The organism is Ferdinandcohnia sp. Marseille-Q9671, from assembly GCF_976954385.1.
The window spans coordinates 40,702-55,710 of sequence record NZ_CDRJTA010000002.1; the positions used below are offsets into that span (position 1 = coordinate 40,702).

25 protein-coding genes and 1 pseudogene are annotated in these 15,009 nt (G+C 38.8%); all 26 read left to right on the forward strand.

Going from position 1 to position 15,009, the window contains the following annotated elements; translation table 11 throughout:
- The first annotated feature begins 42 nt into the window (after positions 1–42).
- The 26 genes and pseudogenes from rplN to rpsI all read left to right on the forward strand — a co-directional run bounded on the left by rplN (position 43) and on the right by rpsI (position 14,813).
- Positions 43–411, forward strand: coding sequence for a 50S ribosomal protein L14 (gene rplN / locus ACWNMY_RS11765; protein ID WP_058000134.1), 369 nt, complete (start codon positions 43–45; stop codon positions 409–411).
- A 37-nt stretch (positions 412–448) separates the two neighbouring features.
- A complete protein-coding gene (gene rplX / locus ACWNMY_RS11770) occupies positions 449–760 on the forward strand; it encodes a 50S ribosomal protein L24 (RefSeq protein ID WP_449538485.1) in 312 nt (103 codons plus the stop codon).
- A 24-nt stretch (positions 761–784) separates the two neighbouring features.
- Complete coding sequence (gene rplE / locus ACWNMY_RS11775) at positions 785–1,324, forward strand: 50S ribosomal protein L5 (protein WP_449538486.1); 540 nt, start codon at positions 785–787, stop codon at positions 1,322–1,324.
- Between the two features lie 13 nt (positions 1,325–1,337).
- Positions 1,338–1,523 (forward strand): 30S ribosomal protein S14, encoded by a 186-nt coding sequence (gene rpsN / locus ACWNMY_RS11780; protein ID WP_010285078.1) that lies wholly within the window; start codon positions 1,338–1,340, stop codon positions 1,521–1,523.
- Positions 1,524–1,553: 30 nt separating this feature from the next.
- Positions 1,554–1,952: a 30S ribosomal protein S8 gene (gene rpsH / locus ACWNMY_RS11785; protein ID WP_449538487.1), complete on the forward strand. Its 399-nt coding sequence runs from the start codon at positions 1,554–1,556 to the stop codon at positions 1,950–1,952.
- A gap of 28 nt (positions 1,953–1,980) precedes the next feature.
- The gene (gene rplF, locus ACWNMY_RS11790) at positions 1,981–2,517 is read left to right on the forward strand and encodes a 50S ribosomal protein L6 (protein WP_449538488.1); all 537 of its coding nucleotides are present in this window, start codon (positions 1,981–1,983) and stop codon (positions 2,515–2,517) included.
- A 32-nt stretch (positions 2,518–2,549) separates the two neighbouring features.
- Positions 2,550–2,912, forward strand: coding sequence for a 50S ribosomal protein L18 (rplR, locus tag ACWNMY_RS11795; RefSeq protein WP_449538489.1), 363 nt, complete (start codon positions 2,550–2,552; stop codon positions 2,910–2,912).
- 20 nt (positions 2,913–2,932) lie between these two features.
- Complete coding sequence (gene rpsE / locus ACWNMY_RS11800) at positions 2,933–3,433, forward strand: 30S ribosomal protein S5 (RefSeq protein ID WP_449538490.1); 501 nt, start codon at positions 2,933–2,935, stop codon at positions 3,431–3,433.
- A gap of 13 nt (positions 3,434–3,446) precedes the next feature.
- On the forward strand, positions 3,447–3,629 hold the full coding sequence (gene rpmD, locus ACWNMY_RS11805; protein WP_449538491.1) for a 50S ribosomal protein L30: 183 nt from the start codon (positions 3,447–3,449) through the stop codon (positions 3,627–3,629).
- A 33-nt stretch (positions 3,630–3,662) separates the two neighbouring features.
- Complete coding sequence (gene rplO / locus ACWNMY_RS11810; protein WP_449538492.1) at positions 3,663–4,103, forward strand: 50S ribosomal protein L15; 441 nt, start codon at positions 3,663–3,665, stop codon at positions 4,101–4,103.
- A complete protein-coding gene (gene secY, locus ACWNMY_RS11815) occupies positions 4,103–5,395 on the forward strand; it encodes a preprotein translocase subunit SecY (protein ID WP_449538493.1) in 1,293 nt (430 codons plus the stop codon). The genes rplO and secY overlap by 1 nt, the downstream gene beginning before the upstream one ends.
- Before the next feature lie 58 nt (positions 5,396–5,453).
- On the forward strand, positions 5,454–6,104 hold the full coding sequence (locus ACWNMY_RS11820; protein WP_449538494.1) for an adenylate kinase: 651 nt from the start codon (positions 5,454–5,456) through the stop codon (positions 6,102–6,104).
- The gene (gene map, locus ACWNMY_RS11825; protein WP_449538495.1) at positions 6,105–6,851 is read left to right on the forward strand and encodes a type I methionyl aminopeptidase; all 747 of its coding nucleotides are present in this window, start codon (positions 6,105–6,107) and stop codon (positions 6,849–6,851) included.
- 36 nt (positions 6,852–6,887) lie between these two features.
- Positions 6,888–7,043: pseudogene (locus ACWNMY_RS11830) on the forward strand (KOW domain-containing RNA-binding protein); the annotation flags it as partial.
- On the forward strand, positions 7,021–7,239 hold the full coding sequence (gene infA, locus ACWNMY_RS11835) for a translation initiation factor IF-1 (RefSeq protein WP_025909748.1): 219 nt from the start codon (positions 7,021–7,023) through the stop codon (positions 7,237–7,239). The pseudogene ACWNMY_RS11830 and the gene infA, both read left to right, overlap by 23 nt.
- Before the next feature lie 32 nt (positions 7,240–7,271).
- On the forward strand, positions 7,272–7,385 hold the full coding sequence (rpmJ, locus tag ACWNMY_RS11840) for a 50S ribosomal protein L36 (protein WP_003156543.1): 114 nt from the start codon (positions 7,272–7,274) through the stop codon (positions 7,383–7,385).
- Positions 7,386–7,408: 23 nt separating this feature from the next.
- The gene (gene rpsM / locus ACWNMY_RS11845) at positions 7,409–7,774 is read left to right on the forward strand and encodes a 30S ribosomal protein S13 (protein WP_449538496.1); all 366 of its coding nucleotides are present in this window, start codon (positions 7,409–7,411) and stop codon (positions 7,772–7,774) included.
- A gap of 19 nt (positions 7,775–7,793) precedes the next feature.
- Positions 7,794–8,183, forward strand: a complete 390-nt coding sequence (gene rpsK, locus ACWNMY_RS11850; RefSeq protein ID WP_077620236.1) for a 30S ribosomal protein S11 — start codon at positions 7,794–7,796, stop codon at positions 8,181–8,183.
- 366 nt (positions 8,184–8,549) lie between these two features.
- Positions 8,550–9,494 (forward strand): DNA-directed RNA polymerase subunit alpha, encoded by a 945-nt coding sequence (locus tag ACWNMY_RS11855; RefSeq protein ID WP_449538497.1) that lies wholly within the window; start codon positions 8,550–8,552, stop codon positions 9,492–9,494.
- 121 nt (positions 9,495–9,615) lie between these two features.
- A complete protein-coding gene (rplQ, locus tag ACWNMY_RS11860; protein ID WP_449538498.1) occupies positions 9,616–9,978 on the forward strand; it encodes a 50S ribosomal protein L17 in 363 nt (120 codons plus the stop codon).
- A 568-nt stretch (positions 9,979–10,546) separates the two neighbouring features.
- Entirely contained in the window at positions 10,547–11,386 is an 840-nt protein-coding gene (locus ACWNMY_RS11865) for an energy-coupling factor ABC transporter ATP-binding protein (protein ID WP_449538499.1), read from the forward strand.
- Positions 11,362–12,237: an energy-coupling factor ABC transporter ATP-binding protein gene (locus ACWNMY_RS11870; RefSeq protein WP_449538500.1), complete on the forward strand. Its 876-nt coding sequence runs from the start codon at positions 11,362–11,364 to the stop codon at positions 12,235–12,237. The genes ACWNMY_RS11865 and ACWNMY_RS11870 overlap by 25 nt, the downstream gene beginning before the upstream one ends.
- Positions 12,234–13,025 (forward strand): energy-coupling factor transporter transmembrane component T family protein, encoded by a 792-nt coding sequence (locus ACWNMY_RS11875; protein WP_449538501.1) that lies wholly within the window; start codon positions 12,234–12,236, stop codon positions 13,023–13,025. The genes ACWNMY_RS11870 and ACWNMY_RS11875 overlap by 4 nt, the downstream gene beginning before the upstream one ends.
- 11 nt (positions 13,026–13,036) lie before the next feature.
- A complete protein-coding gene (gene truA / locus ACWNMY_RS11880; RefSeq protein ID WP_449538502.1) occupies positions 13,037–13,789 on the forward strand; it encodes a tRNA pseudouridine(38-40) synthase TruA in 753 nt (250 codons plus the stop codon).
- 173 nt (positions 13,790–13,962) lie between these two features.
- A complete protein-coding gene (gene rplM / locus ACWNMY_RS11885) occupies positions 13,963–14,400 on the forward strand; it encodes a 50S ribosomal protein L13 (protein ID WP_077620243.1) in 438 nt (145 codons plus the stop codon).
- Positions 14,401–14,420: 20 nt separating this feature from the next.
- Positions 14,421–14,813: a 30S ribosomal protein S9 gene (gene rpsI, locus ACWNMY_RS11890; protein ID WP_449538503.1), complete on the forward strand. Its 393-nt coding sequence runs from the start codon at positions 14,421–14,423 to the stop codon at positions 14,811–14,813.
- The last annotated feature ends 196 nt before the right edge of the window (positions 14,814–15,009 follow it).

Below are 15,009 nucleotides of genomic sequence, written 5' to 3' on the forward strand. Positions count from 1 at the left end.
TTTTGTTCGGATCAATCAAAAATCCGAAGGGAGGTTTCATGAATGATTCAACAAGAAACTCGTTTGAAGGTTGCTGACAATTCAGGAGCACGTGAAGTACTAACTATTAAAGTATTAGGTGGTTCTGGTCGTAAAACAGCGAATATTGGTGATGTTATTGTATGTACAGTAAAACAAGCAACACCAGGTGGCGTTGTTAAAAAAGGTGATGTAGTAAAAGCTGTAATCGTACGTACGAAACGTGGTGTTCGTCGTAATGACGGAACATACATCCGTTTTGATGAAAATGCTTGCGTTATTATCCGTGATGACAAGAGTCCGCGTGGAACTCGTATCTTCGGTCCTGTTGCGCGTGAATTACGTGATAGCAACTTTATGAAAATTGTTTCATTAGCTCCAGAAGTACTATAATTCGAAAATGATTGGCCTTTAAGGAGGTGCGAGATAGATGCATGTAAAAAAGGGTGACAAAGTTCAGGTTATTTCAGGGAAAGATAAAGGTAAACAAGGTGTAATCCTTGAAAGCTTTCCAAAGAAAGACCGTGTACTTGTAGAAGGCGTTAATATCGTTAAAAAACACTCAAAACCGTCTCAAGTGAATCCACAAGGTGGAATCATTAGCCAAGAGGCACCTATCCATGTATCAAATGTTATGCCATTAGATCCTAAGTCTGGTACACCGACACGTGTTGGTTACAAAGAAGTAGATGGCAAAAAGGTACGTGTATCAAAAAAATCTGGTGAACTTTTAGATAAATAGTAAATGAAGAAAGGAGGTACTTACATGAACCGCCTAAAAGAAAAATTCCAAAGTGAAATCACACCTGCTCTTATGAGTAAGTTCAACTATAAGTCTGTAATGCAGGTTCCTAAAGTAGAAAAAATCGTTATCAACATGGGTATTGGTGATGCTGTTCAAAACTCTAAAGTATTAGACAATGCAGTAGAGGAATTAGCTGCTATCACTGGTCAAAAGCCAGTTGTAACAAGAGCTAAAAAATCAATCGCTGGTTTCCGTCTTCGTGAAGGAATGCCTATCGGTGCAAAAGTTACATTACGTGGTGAACGTATGTATCAATTCTTAGATAAGTTAGTTTCAATTTCACTTCCACGTGTACGTGACTTCCGTGGTATCTCAAAGAAATCATTTGATGGTCGTGGAAACTACACTCTAGGTGTTAAAGAACAATTAATTTTCCCTGAAATAGATTACGACAAAGTAAGTAAAGTACGTGGTATGGATATCGTTATCGTAACTACTGCTAATACTGACGAAGAAGCTCGTGAGTTATTAACAGGATTCGGAATGCCGTTCCAAAAGTAAAGGAGGCGAAAATGTGGCTAAAAAGTCAATGATTGCGAAACAAAAACGCACACAAAAATTTAAAGTACAAGAGTATACACGTTGCGAACGTTGCGGACGTCCACACTCTGTATTACGTAAATTCAAATTATGCCGTATTTGTTTCCGTGAACTAGCTTATAAGGGTCAAATTCCTGGTGTAAAAAAAGCAAGTTGGTAAACCCCGAATTGGGAAGGAGGTAAAAATACTATGGTGATGACAGATCCAATTGCAGATATGCTTACTCGCATCCGAAATGCGAACATGGTACGTCATGAAAAACTTGAAATCCCTGCTTCAAAAATTAAGAGGGAAATCGCTGAAATTCTAAAGCGTGAAGGTTTCGTTCGTGACGTTGAATTTATTGAGGATGATAAACAAGGTATTATCCGTATCTTCTTAAAATACGGTGCAAACAATGAACGCGTAATTACTGGTCTAAAACGTATTAGTAAGCCTGGTTTACGTGTATATGCAAAGTCTACTGAAGTACCACGTGTATTGAACGGTTTAGGAATCGCGATCGTTTCAACTTCACAAGGTGTATTAACTGATAAAGAAGCTCGTCAAAAGCAAGCCGGCGGAGAAGTATTAGCTTACGTTTGGTAATAGCTTGATAAGAATGGAGGTGTAGTACATGTCACGTATTGGTAAAAAACCAATTGAAATACCATCTGGTGTTACTGTAACTTTTAACGGTAATACTGTTACTGTAAAAGGACAAAAAGGCGAATTAACTCGTACTTTCCATCCTGATATGAATATCAGTGTTGAAGAGAACATACTTACTGTTACTCGTCCAACTGACAACAAAGAACATCGTGCTCTTCACGGCACAACACGTAGCCTTCTTGGTAACATGATTGAAGGAGTACACAATGGTTATGAAAAAGGCTTAGAGCTAATCGGGGTCGGATACCGTGCTCAAAAAGCTGGTAACAAACTTGTACTAAACGTTGGATATTCACATCCAGTTGAAATCGTTCCTGAAGCTGGAGTCGAAGTTGATGTTCCTTCTAACACTAAGATTGTTGTTAAAGGAATTGACAAAGAACGTGTTGGAGCACTAGCTGCTAATATTCGTGGTGTACGTCCGCCTGAACCTTACAAAGGAAAAGGTATTCGCTACGAAGGTGAATTTGTTCGTCGTAAAGAAGGTAAAACTGCGAAGTAAGCCTTTTTAGGTAAAAGAAAGGAGAGACGTAAATGATTACGAAACAGGATAAAAATGCAGTTCGTAAAAAAAGACATGGTCGTGTTCGTTCTCGTGTGTCAGGAACTGCCGCTCGTCCTCGCCTAAATGTGTTTCGTTCTAACAAACACATTTACGCTCAATTAATCGATGATGTTAACTCAGTTACAATCGCAAGTGCTTCTACTTTAGATAAAGAGCTTACTGTTGAAGTTGGCGGAAACGTAGATGCAGCACAAAAGGTTGGCGAACTAGTTGCAAAGCGCGGAATTGAAAAGGGAATCAAAGAGGTTGTATTTGACCGCGGAGGTTACTTATATCACGGACGTGTTAAAGCACTAGCAGATGCTGCTCGTGAAGCTGGATTACAATTTTAGTAAAAAGGAGGGACATTTAGATGCGTAGCATTGATCCAAATAAATTAGAACTTGAAGAACGCGTAGTTACCGTTAACCGTGTTGCTAAAGTTGTAAAAGGTGGACGTCGTTTCCGCTTTGCAGCATTAGTAGTTGTCGGTGATAAAAACGGACATGTTGGATTTGGTACTGGTAAAGCACAAGAAGTACCAGATGCAATCCGTAAAGCAATTGAAGATGCTAAAAAGAACCTTATTTCTGTACCAAAGGTTGGAACAACTATACCTCACCAAGTAATTGGTAAATTTGGAGCAGGAGAAGTTTTACTAAAGCCTGCATCTGAAGGTACTGGTGTTATCGCTGGTGGACCAGTTCGTGCGGTACTTGAATTAGCTGGTGTTGGTGATATCCTTTCTAAATCTTTAGGAACAAACACTCCAGTTAACATGATTCGTGCAACTATTGAAGGTCTAAGTCAATTAAAGCGTGCTGAAGAAGTAGCTAAGTTACGTGGTAAATCAGTAGAAGAACTGTTAGGATAGGAGGGAAAACATTATGTCAAAGAAATTAGCAATCACCCTCACTCGCAGTGTAATTGGACGTCCTGAAGACCAACGTGTTACTGTTCGTACTCTTGGATTGAAAAAATTACATCAAACTGTTGTTCATGATGATAATGCTGCGATTCGCGGTATGGTTAATAAAGTTGCTCACCTAGTTACGGTAAAAGAACAATAATCGAATTTTTTTTTGAAATAAGGAGGTGCCCAAATGAAACTTCATGAATTACAACCGGCTGAAGGATCTCGTAAAACACGTAACCGTGTTGGACGTGGAACTGGTTCAGGTAATGGTAAAACATCTGGTAAAGGTCATAAAGGTCAAAAAGCACGTTCTGGTGGCGGAGTACGTCCTGGATTCGAGGGTGGTCAAACACCTTTATTCCAACGCCTACCGAAGCGTGGTTTTACAAATATCAATCGCAAAGACTTTGCAATTGTTAACCTTGAAACATTAAATCGTTTTGAAGACGGTACAGAAGTAACACCTGAACTATTAATTGAAACTGGTGTTGTAAGTAAACTGAATGCTGGAGTTAAGATCCTTGGTAAAGGTACTCTTGATAAAAAGCTAACAGTTAAAGCTCACAAATTCTCCTCTACTGCTCAACAAGCTATTGAAGCTGCTGGCGGAAATACTGAGGTGATTTAATGTTTCAGACAATCTCCAATTTTATGCGCGTTGGTGATATAAGAAACAAGATTATATTCACCTTACTTATGTTAGTAGTATTTCGAATTGGCACCTTTATTCCAGTACCAAATGTAAATGCGGATGTATTAAAGGCTCAAGATAGCAATACTGCGTTCGGATTATTGAATACATTTGGTGGTGGAGCGTTGTTTAACTTCTCTATCCTTGCAATGGGTATCATGCCATATATCACTGCTTCGATTATTATACAATTGTTGCAAATGGACGTTGTTCCTAAGTTTACGGAATGGTCAAAGCAAGGTGAAGTTGGACGTCGCAAATTAGCTCAATTTACTCGCTATGGAACGATCGTTCTCGGTTTTATCCAAGCGCTTGGTATGTCTTACGGATTTAACAATATGTCAAATGGTATGTTAATTGAAAATCCAAGTATCGGTACGTACCTTTTAATAGCTGTAGTTCTGACTGCTGGTACTGCATTCTTAATGTGGTTAGGTGAGCAAATTACCGCTAAGGGTGTAGGGAACGGAATTTCAATTCTTATCTTTGCAGGTATTGTTGCCGCAATTCCTACTGCTGTGAATCAAATTTACATTCAACAATTTGAAGATGCTGGAGATCAATTGTTCTTACGCATCATTACTGTTGTTTTACTGCTAATTGCTGTTATAGCTGTTGTTGTAGGTGTAATCTTCGTACAACAAGCTTTACGTAAGATTCCAATTCAATATGCAAAGCGGTCAGCTGCTAATAGCCCGGTTGGAGGACAGTCTACCCACTTACCATTAAAGGTAAATGCGGCTGGTGTCATTCCTGTAATCTTCGCGGTTTCCTTCATTATCACACCACCAACGATTGCATCGTTCTTTGGTCCTAATGAAGTGACTAACTGGATTGAAACGTATTTCGATTATACTCGTCCAGTTGGGATGATCATATATATCGCGCTAATTATTGCTTTCACATATTTCTACACATTTGTTCAAGTGAACCCTGAGCAAATGGCTGAGAACTTGAAAAAGCAAGGCGGCTATATTCCAGGGATTCGCCCAGGAAAGAATACGCAAGAATATGTAACAAAGATTCTGTATCGATTAACTTTTGTTGGTTCTATTTTCTTAGCAGCCATCTCTGTTCTTCCTGTATTCTTTATAAACTTTGCGAATTTACCGCAGTCTGCACAAATTGGTGGAACTAGCTTGCTAATCGTTGTCGGTGTTGCACTTGAAACGATGAAGCAGCTTGAAAGTCAGCTTGTAAAACGTCATTATAAAGGATTTATCAAATAAGGTACTGGGAATAAATTTTCCCAGCACCTCTAGATAAGAGGCTGAGGGGGGAAATCACTTGAACTTAGTATTAATGGGGCTTCCGGGTGCTGGTAAAGGTACTCAAGCTGAAAAAATCGTAGAAAAGTATAATATCCCTCATATCTCAACGGGAGATATGTTCCGTGCTGCAATAAAGGATGGAACTGAACTTGGGCTACAAGCAAAATCTTTTATGGATAAAGGAGAGCTTGTTCCTGACGAAGTTACGATCGGAATAGTTCGTGAACGATTAAGCAAGGATGATTGCAAACAAGGATTTTTACTTGATGGATTTCCACGTACGGTTCCACAAGCAGAAGCACTTGAAGCAATTCTTACTGATCTCGATAAAAGAATTGATTATGTAATTAATATTGATGTAAATCAAGAAATATTACTTGAGAGATTAACAGGTCGCCGTATTTGTAAGAACTGTGGTTCTACCTATCATTTAGTATTTAATCCTCCTAATCAAGAGGGTACATGTGATAAATGTGGTGGAGAACTTTATCAACGTGCAGATGATAATGCGGAAACTGTCGGAACTCGTCTACAAGTAAATGTCGAGCAATCTCAGCCACTTCTTGACTTTTATCAAGAAAAAGGCTATCTTCGCAATATCGAAGGACAACAAGAAATAAACAAAGTTTTTGGTGATATAGAGGAGCTCCTTGGGGGACTACAATAAATGATTATTTGTAAGACACCAAGAGAGATCGATATTATGCGTGAAGCTGGTAGGATCGTGGCTCTTACACACCAAGAGTTAAAGAAATATATTGCTCCAGGGATTTGTACGAAAGAACTGGATACAATTGCTGAAAAGTTTATTCGTGGATTTGATGCAATTCCTTCTTTTAAAGGGTATAATGGTTTTCGCGGTAGTACCTGTATTTCTGTTAATGAAGAACTGGTACATGGTATACCTGGCGAGCGCGTCTTACTAGATGGTGATATTGTCAGCATTGATATTGGCGCGAAGTACAATGGGTATCATGGTGACTCAGCTTGGACTTATCCAGTAGGTACGATTACGTCCGAAAATCAGAAGCTTCTTGATGTGACGGAAGAGTCTCTTTATAGAGGGTTAAAAGAAGCAAAGCCTGGTGAGCGTCTTTCTAACATTTCTCATGCAATTCAAACATATGCGGAGGCTAATGGTTTCTCGATTGTTCGAGAGTATGTTGGTCATGGTGTAGGGCAAGAATTACATGAGGATCCACAAATTCCACATTATGGTCCTCCTAATAAAGGACCACGTTTAAAACCAGGAATGGTACTTGCCGTTGAACCGATGGTAAATGCAGGTAGTCGATACGTGAAGACGTTAGCAGATAACTGGACTGTTGTAACAGTCGATGGCAAAACGTGTGCACATTTTGAACATACGATTGCTATTACAGAAACAGGGTATGAGATCTTAACAAAATTGTAAGGCATGAACCCTACTCATTAGAATAACATTCATCTATATTTTGATTACGTATCTCCGGAAGTTCAGAGCAGTATTAAGGAAACTGGTCGATGGCAAACGAAGCTAACGGATGTGTTAACGGTGTTTGTCAATGAGCAAGTTACTGATTTGAAGAAGGGAGAACATTCCAATGGCGAAAGACGATGTAATTGAAGTTGAAGGTACTGTTTTAGAAACATTACCAAATGCAATGTTTAAAGTTGAATTAGAGAATGGTCATACTGTTTTGGCCCATGTTTCTGGTAAAATTCGCATGCACTTTATTCGTATTTTACCCGGAGACAAGGTAACGGTTGAGTTATCACCATATGACTTGACTCGCGGTAGAATTACGTACCGTTTTAAATAAATGCGCTCCGTACTATCAAGGAGGTTTGAAAAATGAAAGTGAGACCATCAGTAAAGCCTATCTGCGAAAAATGTAAAGTTATTCGTAGAAAAGGAAAAGTAATGGTGATTTGTGAAAACCCAAAACATAAACAAAAACAAGGTTAATAAATAAGGAGGTGTACGTCTAAATGGCACGTATTGCTGGTGTTGATATTCCACGTGAAAAGCGTGTAGTAATATCTTTAACATATATTTTCGGGATCGGACGTCCAACTGCACAGAAAATCCTAGCAGAAGCTGGTGTTTCTGAAGATACACGTGTTCGTGATCTTACTGAAGATGAATTAGGTAAGATTCGTGATATCGTTGATCGTTATAAAGTAGAAGGTGACCTTCGTCGTGAAGTATCACTAAATATTAAACGTCTTATTGAAATTGGTTCATACCGTGGATTACGTCATCGTCGCGGATTACCTGTAAGAGGACAAAATACTAAGAACAATGCTCGTACACGTAAAGGACCTCGTCGTACTGTAGCAAACAAGAAGAAATAGTAAGGGAGGTAATGGTTAAATGGCACGTAAAACGAATACTCGTAAACGTCGTGTGAAAAAGAATATTGAAACTGGTGTTGCACATATCCGTTCAACATTCAACAATACGATCGTAACAATTACAGATTCACACGGAAATGCAATCTCTTGGTCAAGTGCTGGTGCACTTGGATTCAGAGGATCTCGTAAATCTACTCCATTCGCTGCACAAATGGCTGCTGAAACTGCTGCTAAAGCATCAATGGAACATGGTATGAGAACTCTTGAAGTAACTGTAAAAGGACCTGGTGCAGGTCGTGAAGCTGCAATTCGTGCTCTTCAGGCTGCTGGTCTTGAAGTTACAGCTATTAAAGATGTTACTCCAGTACCACATAATGGATGCCGTCCGCCAAAACGTCGTCGTGTGTAATATTATTCAGTTGAAGTTACACTTCGACTGAATAATAGCTGACATCCGGCAATGCCATAGGTTTATCTAGCAAATCTCTCGAGTTTGTTTGATAAAAATGTGGGCGCAAATACGCTTCGGTGTATTTGACTTTTTTCTGTATTGTATAAGACCTATTATCCATGGCTATAATGGATTAATGGGATTTGATAAACTTTTTTACAGTGTAGGAAGTTTTGATACTTTCTTAACTTATAAGTTCTTTACAGAATAATTAATCGAGTTGTTGTGCACAGATAGGGAACTTAACTTTTAGGAATTTCGGTTAGATGGATACACATTCAATACTCTAGCCGAGGTTTCGACGTTTTGAAGGAGGGTTTATAAATGATCGAAATTGAAAAACCAAAAATCGAAACGGTTGAAATCAGCGAAGATACCAAATACGGTAAATTCGTCGTCGAGCCACTTGAGCGTGGATATGGAACTACTTTGGGTAACTCCTTACGTCGTATCCTATTATCTTCACTCCCTGGTGCCGCTGTAACGTCTATCCAAATAGATGGTGTACTGCACGAGTTCTCAACAATCGAAGGCGTCGTCGAAGATGTAACATCTATTATCTTAAATGTGAAAAAATTGGCTCTCAAAATCTACTCTGATGAAGAGAAGACACTTGAAATCGATGTACAAGGTGAAGGTCCGGTAAAAGCTTCTGACATCACTCATGATAGTGATGTTGAAATTTTGAATCCAGATTTACACATTGCTACACTTGCTAAAGATTCACATTTACGAGTGAGATTAACTGCAAAGCGCGGACGAGGATATACTCCAGCTGATGCAAACAAGCGTGAGGATCGGCCAATTGGGGTAATCCCGATTGATTCAATCTATACTCCGGTATCACGTGTTTCTTACCAAGTTGAGAATACACGTGTAGGACAGGTCGCAAACTTTGACAAACTGACTTTTGATGTATGGACAGATGGCAGTACTGGTCCAAAAGAAGCGATTGCACTAGGAGCGAAAATCCTAACAGAACATCTTAACATTTTTGTAGGATTAACAGATGAAGCTCAAAATGCAGAAATTATGGTCGAAAAGGAAGAGGATCAAAAAGAGAAAGTCCTCGAGATGACAATTGAAGAATTGGATCTCTCTGTTCGTTCATATAACTGCTTAAAAAGAGCAGGTATTAATACCGTACAGGAACTTGCTCACAAAACTGAGGAAGATATGATGAAGGTTCGAAACCTTGGTCGTAAATCTTTAGAAGAAGTTAAGGCTAAACTAGAAGAGTTAGGTTTAGGCTTACGTAAAGATGACTGACTAGTTTTGGATTATGCGAATTAGGCATCTTTCGCTGGCACGTCTAGTCATTTTTGTTACAAGAGCCTAGTTATCTAATGCTTTGTCTTTCATAATAATTCAACAAAGGAGGGAATACCTCATGTCATATCAAAAATTAGGACGTACAAGCGCGCAACGTAAGGCGTTATTACGTGACCTTACTACTGACTTAATCATCAATGAGCGTATCGAAACAACTGAAGCTCGTGCGAAGGAATTAAAGTCAGTTGTTGAAAAAATGATTACATTAGGTAAGCGTGGAGATCTACATGCTCGTCGTCAAGCTGCTGCATACATTCGTAATGAAGTAGCTAATGAAGAGTCTGGTCAAGATGCGCTTCAAAAATTATTCAGTGACATCGCTACTCGTTATGAGGAGCGCCAAGGCGGATACACTCGTATCATGAAGCTTGGGCCTCGTCGCGGTGACGGTGCACCAATGGTAGTTATCGAATTAGTATAATTTTTTCTCCAAAGGGCGGGACAGTTTTGTAAACTGGTCTAAGCCCTTTTTTCTTTTATATATTCTGTTTTTCTAAAACATAGAATTATCTACAAATAGTATTTTACACCGTTATGAAACTACATAAAAACATCTGCTATGCTGACTTCATGAAACAAACTTCTTATTACCTTGACAGATGCGGAAATAACGAATACTTTGATAGTAACCTTATACAACTAATAAAATCAGGTTGCATAAGGGGTCTGCCCTTGTGAAGTCTATGGATTTCAATGGTTATTCTTCGAGGTAGGTCAAATGGTTTGTCAGAAATACATTCCGTTCTACGTAGTTTACGTAGAGTTGAGATTTCGTATTATTTCTATGGAAATAATATTTTTATTTAGCACTTTAGTTGGACAACATATAAAACCTCTGGCTTATGCCACTTATTTCACAGGTTTTTAGGAACAAGGTCAAAGAGTAAGAATGCCAGATACTTATGGCACAGTTTCTTTGAGCGGCTACGTGTGTATGATATACCTGGGTGCAAATACTTAGATGCAATTGATTTTAGAGGGTGATGAGAATGAGTACGAACCTGTTAGTGGTTGATCAAATAAGTTTTAAATACTCGGAAGAAGCAATGCTAGCATTAGAAAATCTTTCATTCTCTGTCCAAAAAGGAGAGTGGCTTGCAATTGTCGGTCATAATGGCTCAGGGAAATCGACATTAGCGAGAATCCTAAATGGGTTGCTATTACCTCAGACAGGAACTGTTACGATAGAAGATATTCAGCTAAATGAGAATACAATTTGGGAAGTCCGTAAGAAAATTGGTATGGTATTTCAAAATCCAGATAATCAATTTGTTGGAACCACTGTAAAGGATGATATCGCTTTTGGAATGGAGAACAACGGCATACCAAGAGAAATTATGACTTCTAGGATTGATAGAGTTATTAATATGGTAAAGATGGGTGAGTTCCTTGAACATGAGCCACATCAGCTGTCAGGTGGTCAAAAGCAAAGAGTTGCTATAGCCGGTGTATTAGCTGTTCAACCGGATTTAATTATACTAGATGAAGCGACATCTATGCTTGATCCAATTGGTAGAATTGAAGTTCTAGAAACAATAAAGAAAATTAAGAATGAGAGTAATATAACTGTTTTATCGATTACACACGACTTGGAGGAAGCAGCAAGAGCGGACCGAATGATTGTCATGAACCAAGGTAAATTATTTGCAGAAGGTTCACCGGATGAAATTTTTGCTCTTGACGAAAAGTTAGTAGAAATTGGACTAGATCTTCCTTTTTCTGTGAAGGTATCGAAGAAGCTACGTTCAATGGGAGTACCTCTCACGAAGAATCATATAACAGAAGAAGGTTTGGTGGATGAGCTATGGACATTACAATCACAAATTTAGAGCATCGTTATCAAATTCGTTCACCTTTTGAAAGGCTAGCTTTGTATGATGTGAATGCTTCTATCCAATCCGGTTCTTATGTTGCAATTATTGGACACACGGGTTCAGGTAAGTCTACGATACTCCAACATTTAAATGGGCTCCTACAACCTACCTCTGGTTCAATTACCATTGGGGACCGTACAATAAGCTCAAAGCAAAAAGAAAAAAACCTAAAGCCTATTCGTAAAAAGGTAGGAGTTGTCTTCCAATTTCCTGAACATCAATTATTTGAAGAAACAGTAGAAAAAGATATCTGTTTTGGCCCATTAAATTTTGGTGTCTCAATAGATGAGGCAAAGAATAGAGCAAGACAAGCTATCGATATGGTTGGCCTCTCACATGAGTATTTATCTAAGTCACCCTTCGATTTAAGTGGCGGGCAAATGAGGCGGGTTGCTATTGCTGGAATTCTTGCGATGAATCCTGAAGTGTTAGTATTAGACGAGCCAACAGCCGGCTTAGATCCTAGAGGTCGTTTTGAAATCATGGAGATGTTTTATAAGCTTCACAAAGAAAGAGGACTTACCACAATTCTAGTAACTCATAGCATGGAAGATGCATCACGATATGCTGATCAAATCCTAGTAATGGAAAAAGGTACGATTAAATTTCAAGGAAGTCCGGTTGAAATTTTTTCAAATCCAGAAAAAGTGATGAACCTTGGGTTAGATGTACCTGAAGCTGTTAGGCTTAAAGGATTGCTCGAAACTAAATTAGGAATTGAGATCCCTGCTTCAGCAAGTTTATCCCTGGATGAAATTACGCGGTACGTAGGAAATGCTCTGAGTAGAAAGGGTGGCAACTTATGAATATCATCATAGGCCGGTACATACCGGGAAACTCTCTCATTCATCAAATGGATCCAAGGGCTAAGCTCCTACTAATTTTCTTTTATGTGTTTATTGTATTTTTAGCAAACTCAGTACTTACTTACGCTTTATTAGGACTCTATACATTAGTGATTGTACTGTTAACGAAGGTACATATCCGCTATATCCTTTCAGGACTTAAACCGATTTTATGGGTTATTCTTTTTACCTTTATCCTTCATATCTTTTTAACAAAGGAAGGAGATCTAGTAGTTGACCTTGGTTGGCTTCAAATCTATGAGGGTGGTATCACGCAAGGTATTTTTATTTCAATGCGGCTATTATTTTTAATTATTATGACTACCATATTAACATTAACGAGTACACCAATAGAAATAACGGACGGAATGGAAAGCTTACTAGCACCTTTTAAAAAGCTTGGACTTCCTACTCATGAGCTTGCATTAATGATGTCAATTTCCCTACGGTTCATACCAACACTGATGCAAGAAACAGAAAAAATCATGAGGGCACAAGCTGCTAGAGGGGTTGAATTTACGAGCGGCCCTTTAAAGGACCGTATGAAGGCTGTTGTTCCTTTGCTAATACCTTTATTTATTGGGTCATTTAAACGCGCTGAAGAGCTTGCCATTGCGATGGAAGCAAGGGGATATAAAGGAGGGGAAGGTCGTACAAAACTGAGAGTATTACAGTGGCGCATGATTGACACTTCTATGTTACTTCTTCTATTTGCACTTGCTGCTGTATTATTTTTATTACGTGGATAATGAGGGAAATCATGAGTCGATTTAAATGTATCATATCGTATGATGGAACAAATTTCTCAGGATATCAAGTACAACCTAATAAACGCACAGTCCAATCAGAATGTGAACGTGTCCTTCAGAAGATCCACAAAGGCTGGCCTGTAAAAATAGTAGCATCTGGTCGTACAGATGCAAATGTTCATGCAATAGGACAAGTCATCCATTTTGACTCCGACCTGGGAATGCGTGTTGAAAGCTGGAAACGTGCCTTGAATGCCATGTTACCTGACGATATACGAGTTCGTTCTATTGAGCAAGTACATCCGGATTTTCATGCTCGTTTTGATGTGAAGGCGAAGGAATACCGCTACAAGTTACTACTGAGACAAGATGCTTCTGTCTTTAGTCGCCATTTCACCTACCATTATCCATATCCTTTAGACATTGATGGTATGAGGGAGGCGGCGCGGAATGTGATAGGCACTCATGACTTTACTAGCTTTTGTGCATCTAGAACAGAAGTCCAGGATAAAGTCCGTACCATTTACCAGATTAAGATTGAGAAACATGATGACGAATTAGTATTTTCGTTTGTTGGAAATGGCTTCTTATATAATATGGTTCGAATTTTAGTAGGTACACTATTAGAGGTAGGTAGTGGTAAAAGGGAACCAAGTTCACTTGCTACGATCGTACGTGAGAAAAATCGATCACTAGCAGGAAAAACCGCACCTGGACATGGTTTATACTTATGGAAAGTATTCTATCAGGAATGGGAAGAATGAATGAATGGAAAAAAAATATATGACAACTAAACCTGGTGTAACATTTTCTTGACATTGTACCCTGAAAGTTATATTATATTTTAGGTATGATATTTTAAATCCCACGTTAAAGCCCCGGAACTTTAATCGTGATTGAATAAAATATGAACTGTTAGAATTTAGGAGGGAAACTCATGCGTACAACATTTATGGCAAATGCTAATAATATAGAGCGCAAATGGTATGTTGTAGATGCTGAAGGTAAAACTTTAGGCCGTCTATCAACTGAAGTTGCTACATTACTTCGTGGAAAACATAAACCAACGTTTACACCACATGTTGACACTGGTGACAATGTAATCATCATCAACGCTGAAAAAATCGAACTAACTGGTAATAAATTAAACGACAAAATTTACTATCGTCACAGCCAATTCCCTGGCGGACTTAAATCAAGAACTGCATTAGAAATGCGTACTAACTATCCAACAAAAATGCTTGAACTTGCAATCAAAGGCATGCTTCCAAAGGGTTCTCTTGGTCGTCAAATGTTTAAAAAATTGCACGTTTATGCTGGAAGCGAACATCCACATCAAGCTCAACAACCTGAAGTTTACGAACTTCGCGGTTAATTATTAAGGAGGGTATTAATTTGGCACAAGTACAATATTATGGCACTGGTCGTCGTAAAAGCTCTGTTGCACGTGTACGTTTAGTTCCTGGCGACGGACGCATTGTGATCAACGGTCGTGACATTGCAGAGTATATTCCATTTGAAGCTTTAAGAGAAGTTGTAAAACAACCTCTAGTTGCTACTGAAACTGTAGGACGTTATGACGTTCTTGTAAATGTTGATGGTGGTGGTTACACAGGTCAAGCTGGCGCAATCCGCCACGGTATCGCTCGTGCGTTACTACAAGCTGATCCTGAATTCCGTCCAACTCTAAAGTCAGCTGGACTATTAACTCGTGACCCACGTATGAAAGAGCGTAAGAAATACGGTCTTAAAGGTGCTCGTCGTGCACCTCAGTTCTCAAAGCGTTAATTTTGGGATTATCAGGGCTCTCAACCAATTGGTTGGGAGTCTTTTTGTTTAGTCTACAATTTGCTTATTGTCTAACAGGGGCTTTCAACTTGTATTAATATAAAATCATTTACTACAACATCAAAGGTAGAATCGCAATTGGATAAAAGTTAAGATAACATAAATTAGCGTTCATAGGTTACGAACTGTTAAAATA

Excerpts from the sequence above, each read along its gene's own strand:
- rplN (WP_058000134.1), top strand. The coding sequence starts at position 43 with ATGATTCAACAAGAAACTCGTTTGAAGGTTGCTGACAATTCAGGAGCA.
- rplX (WP_449538485.1), top strand. The coding sequence starts at position 449 with ATGCATGTAAAAAAGGGTGACAAAGTTCAGGTTATTTCAGGGAAAGAT.
- rplE (WP_449538486.1), top strand. The coding sequence starts at position 785 with ATGAACCGCCTAAAAGAAAAATTCCAAAGTGAAATCACACCTGCTCTT.
- rpsH (WP_449538487.1), top strand. The coding sequence starts at position 1,554 with ATGGTGATGACAGATCCAATTGCAGATATGCTTACTCGCATCCGAAAT.
- rplF (WP_449538488.1), top strand. The coding sequence starts at position 1,981 with ATGTCACGTATTGGTAAAAAACCAATTGAAATACCATCTGGTGTTACT.
- rplR (WP_449538489.1), top strand. The coding sequence starts at position 2,550 with ATGATTACGAAACAGGATAAAAATGCAGTTCGTAAAAAAAGACATGGT.
- rpsE (WP_449538490.1), top strand. The coding sequence starts at position 2,933 with ATGCGTAGCATTGATCCAAATAAATTAGAACTTGAAGAACGCGTAGTT.
- rpmD (WP_449538491.1), top strand. The coding sequence starts at position 3,447 with ATGTCAAAGAAATTAGCAATCACCCTCACTCGCAGTGTAATTGGACGT.
- rplO (WP_449538492.1), top strand. The coding sequence starts at position 3,663 with ATGAAACTTCATGAATTACAACCGGCTGAAGGATCTCGTAAAACACGT.
- secY (WP_449538493.1), top strand. The coding sequence starts at position 4,103 with ATGTTTCAGACAATCTCCAATTTTATGCGCGTTGGTGATATAAGAAAC.
- map (WP_449538495.1), top strand. The coding sequence starts at position 6,105 with ATGATTATTTGTAAGACACCAAGAGAGATCGATATTATGCGTGAAGCT.
- infA (WP_025909748.1), top strand. The coding sequence starts at position 7,021 with ATGGCGAAAGACGATGTAATTGAAGTTGAAGGTACTGTTTTAGAAACA.
- rpmJ (WP_003156543.1), top strand. The coding sequence starts at position 7,272 with ATGAAAGTGAGACCATCAGTAAAGCCTATCTGCGAAAAATGTAAAGTT.
- rpsM (WP_449538496.1), top strand. The coding sequence starts at position 7,409 with ATGGCACGTATTGCTGGTGTTGATATTCCACGTGAAAAGCGTGTAGTA.
- rpsK (WP_077620236.1), top strand. The coding sequence starts at position 7,794 with ATGGCACGTAAAACGAATACTCGTAAACGTCGTGTGAAAAAGAATATT.
- ACWNMY_RS11855 (WP_449538497.1), top strand. The coding sequence starts at position 8,550 with ATGATCGAAATTGAAAAACCAAAAATCGAAACGGTTGAAATCAGCGAA.
- rplQ (WP_449538498.1), top strand. The coding sequence starts at position 9,616 with ATGTCATATCAAAAATTAGGACGTACAAGCGCGCAACGTAAGGCGTTA.
- ACWNMY_RS11865 (WP_449538499.1), top strand. The coding sequence starts at position 10,547 with ATGAGTACGAACCTGTTAGTGGTTGATCAAATAAGTTTTAAATACTCG.
- ACWNMY_RS11870 (WP_449538500.1), top strand. The coding sequence starts at position 11,362 with ATGGACATTACAATCACAAATTTAGAGCATCGTTATCAAATTCGTTCA.
- ACWNMY_RS11875 (WP_449538501.1), top strand. The coding sequence starts at position 12,234 with ATGAATATCATCATAGGCCGGTACATACCGGGAAACTCTCTCATTCAT.
- truA (WP_449538502.1), top strand. The coding sequence starts at position 13,037 with ATGAGTCGATTTAAATGTATCATATCGTATGATGGAACAAATTTCTCA.
- rplM (WP_077620243.1), top strand. The coding sequence starts at position 13,963 with ATGCGTACAACATTTATGGCAAATGCTAATAATATAGAGCGCAAATGG.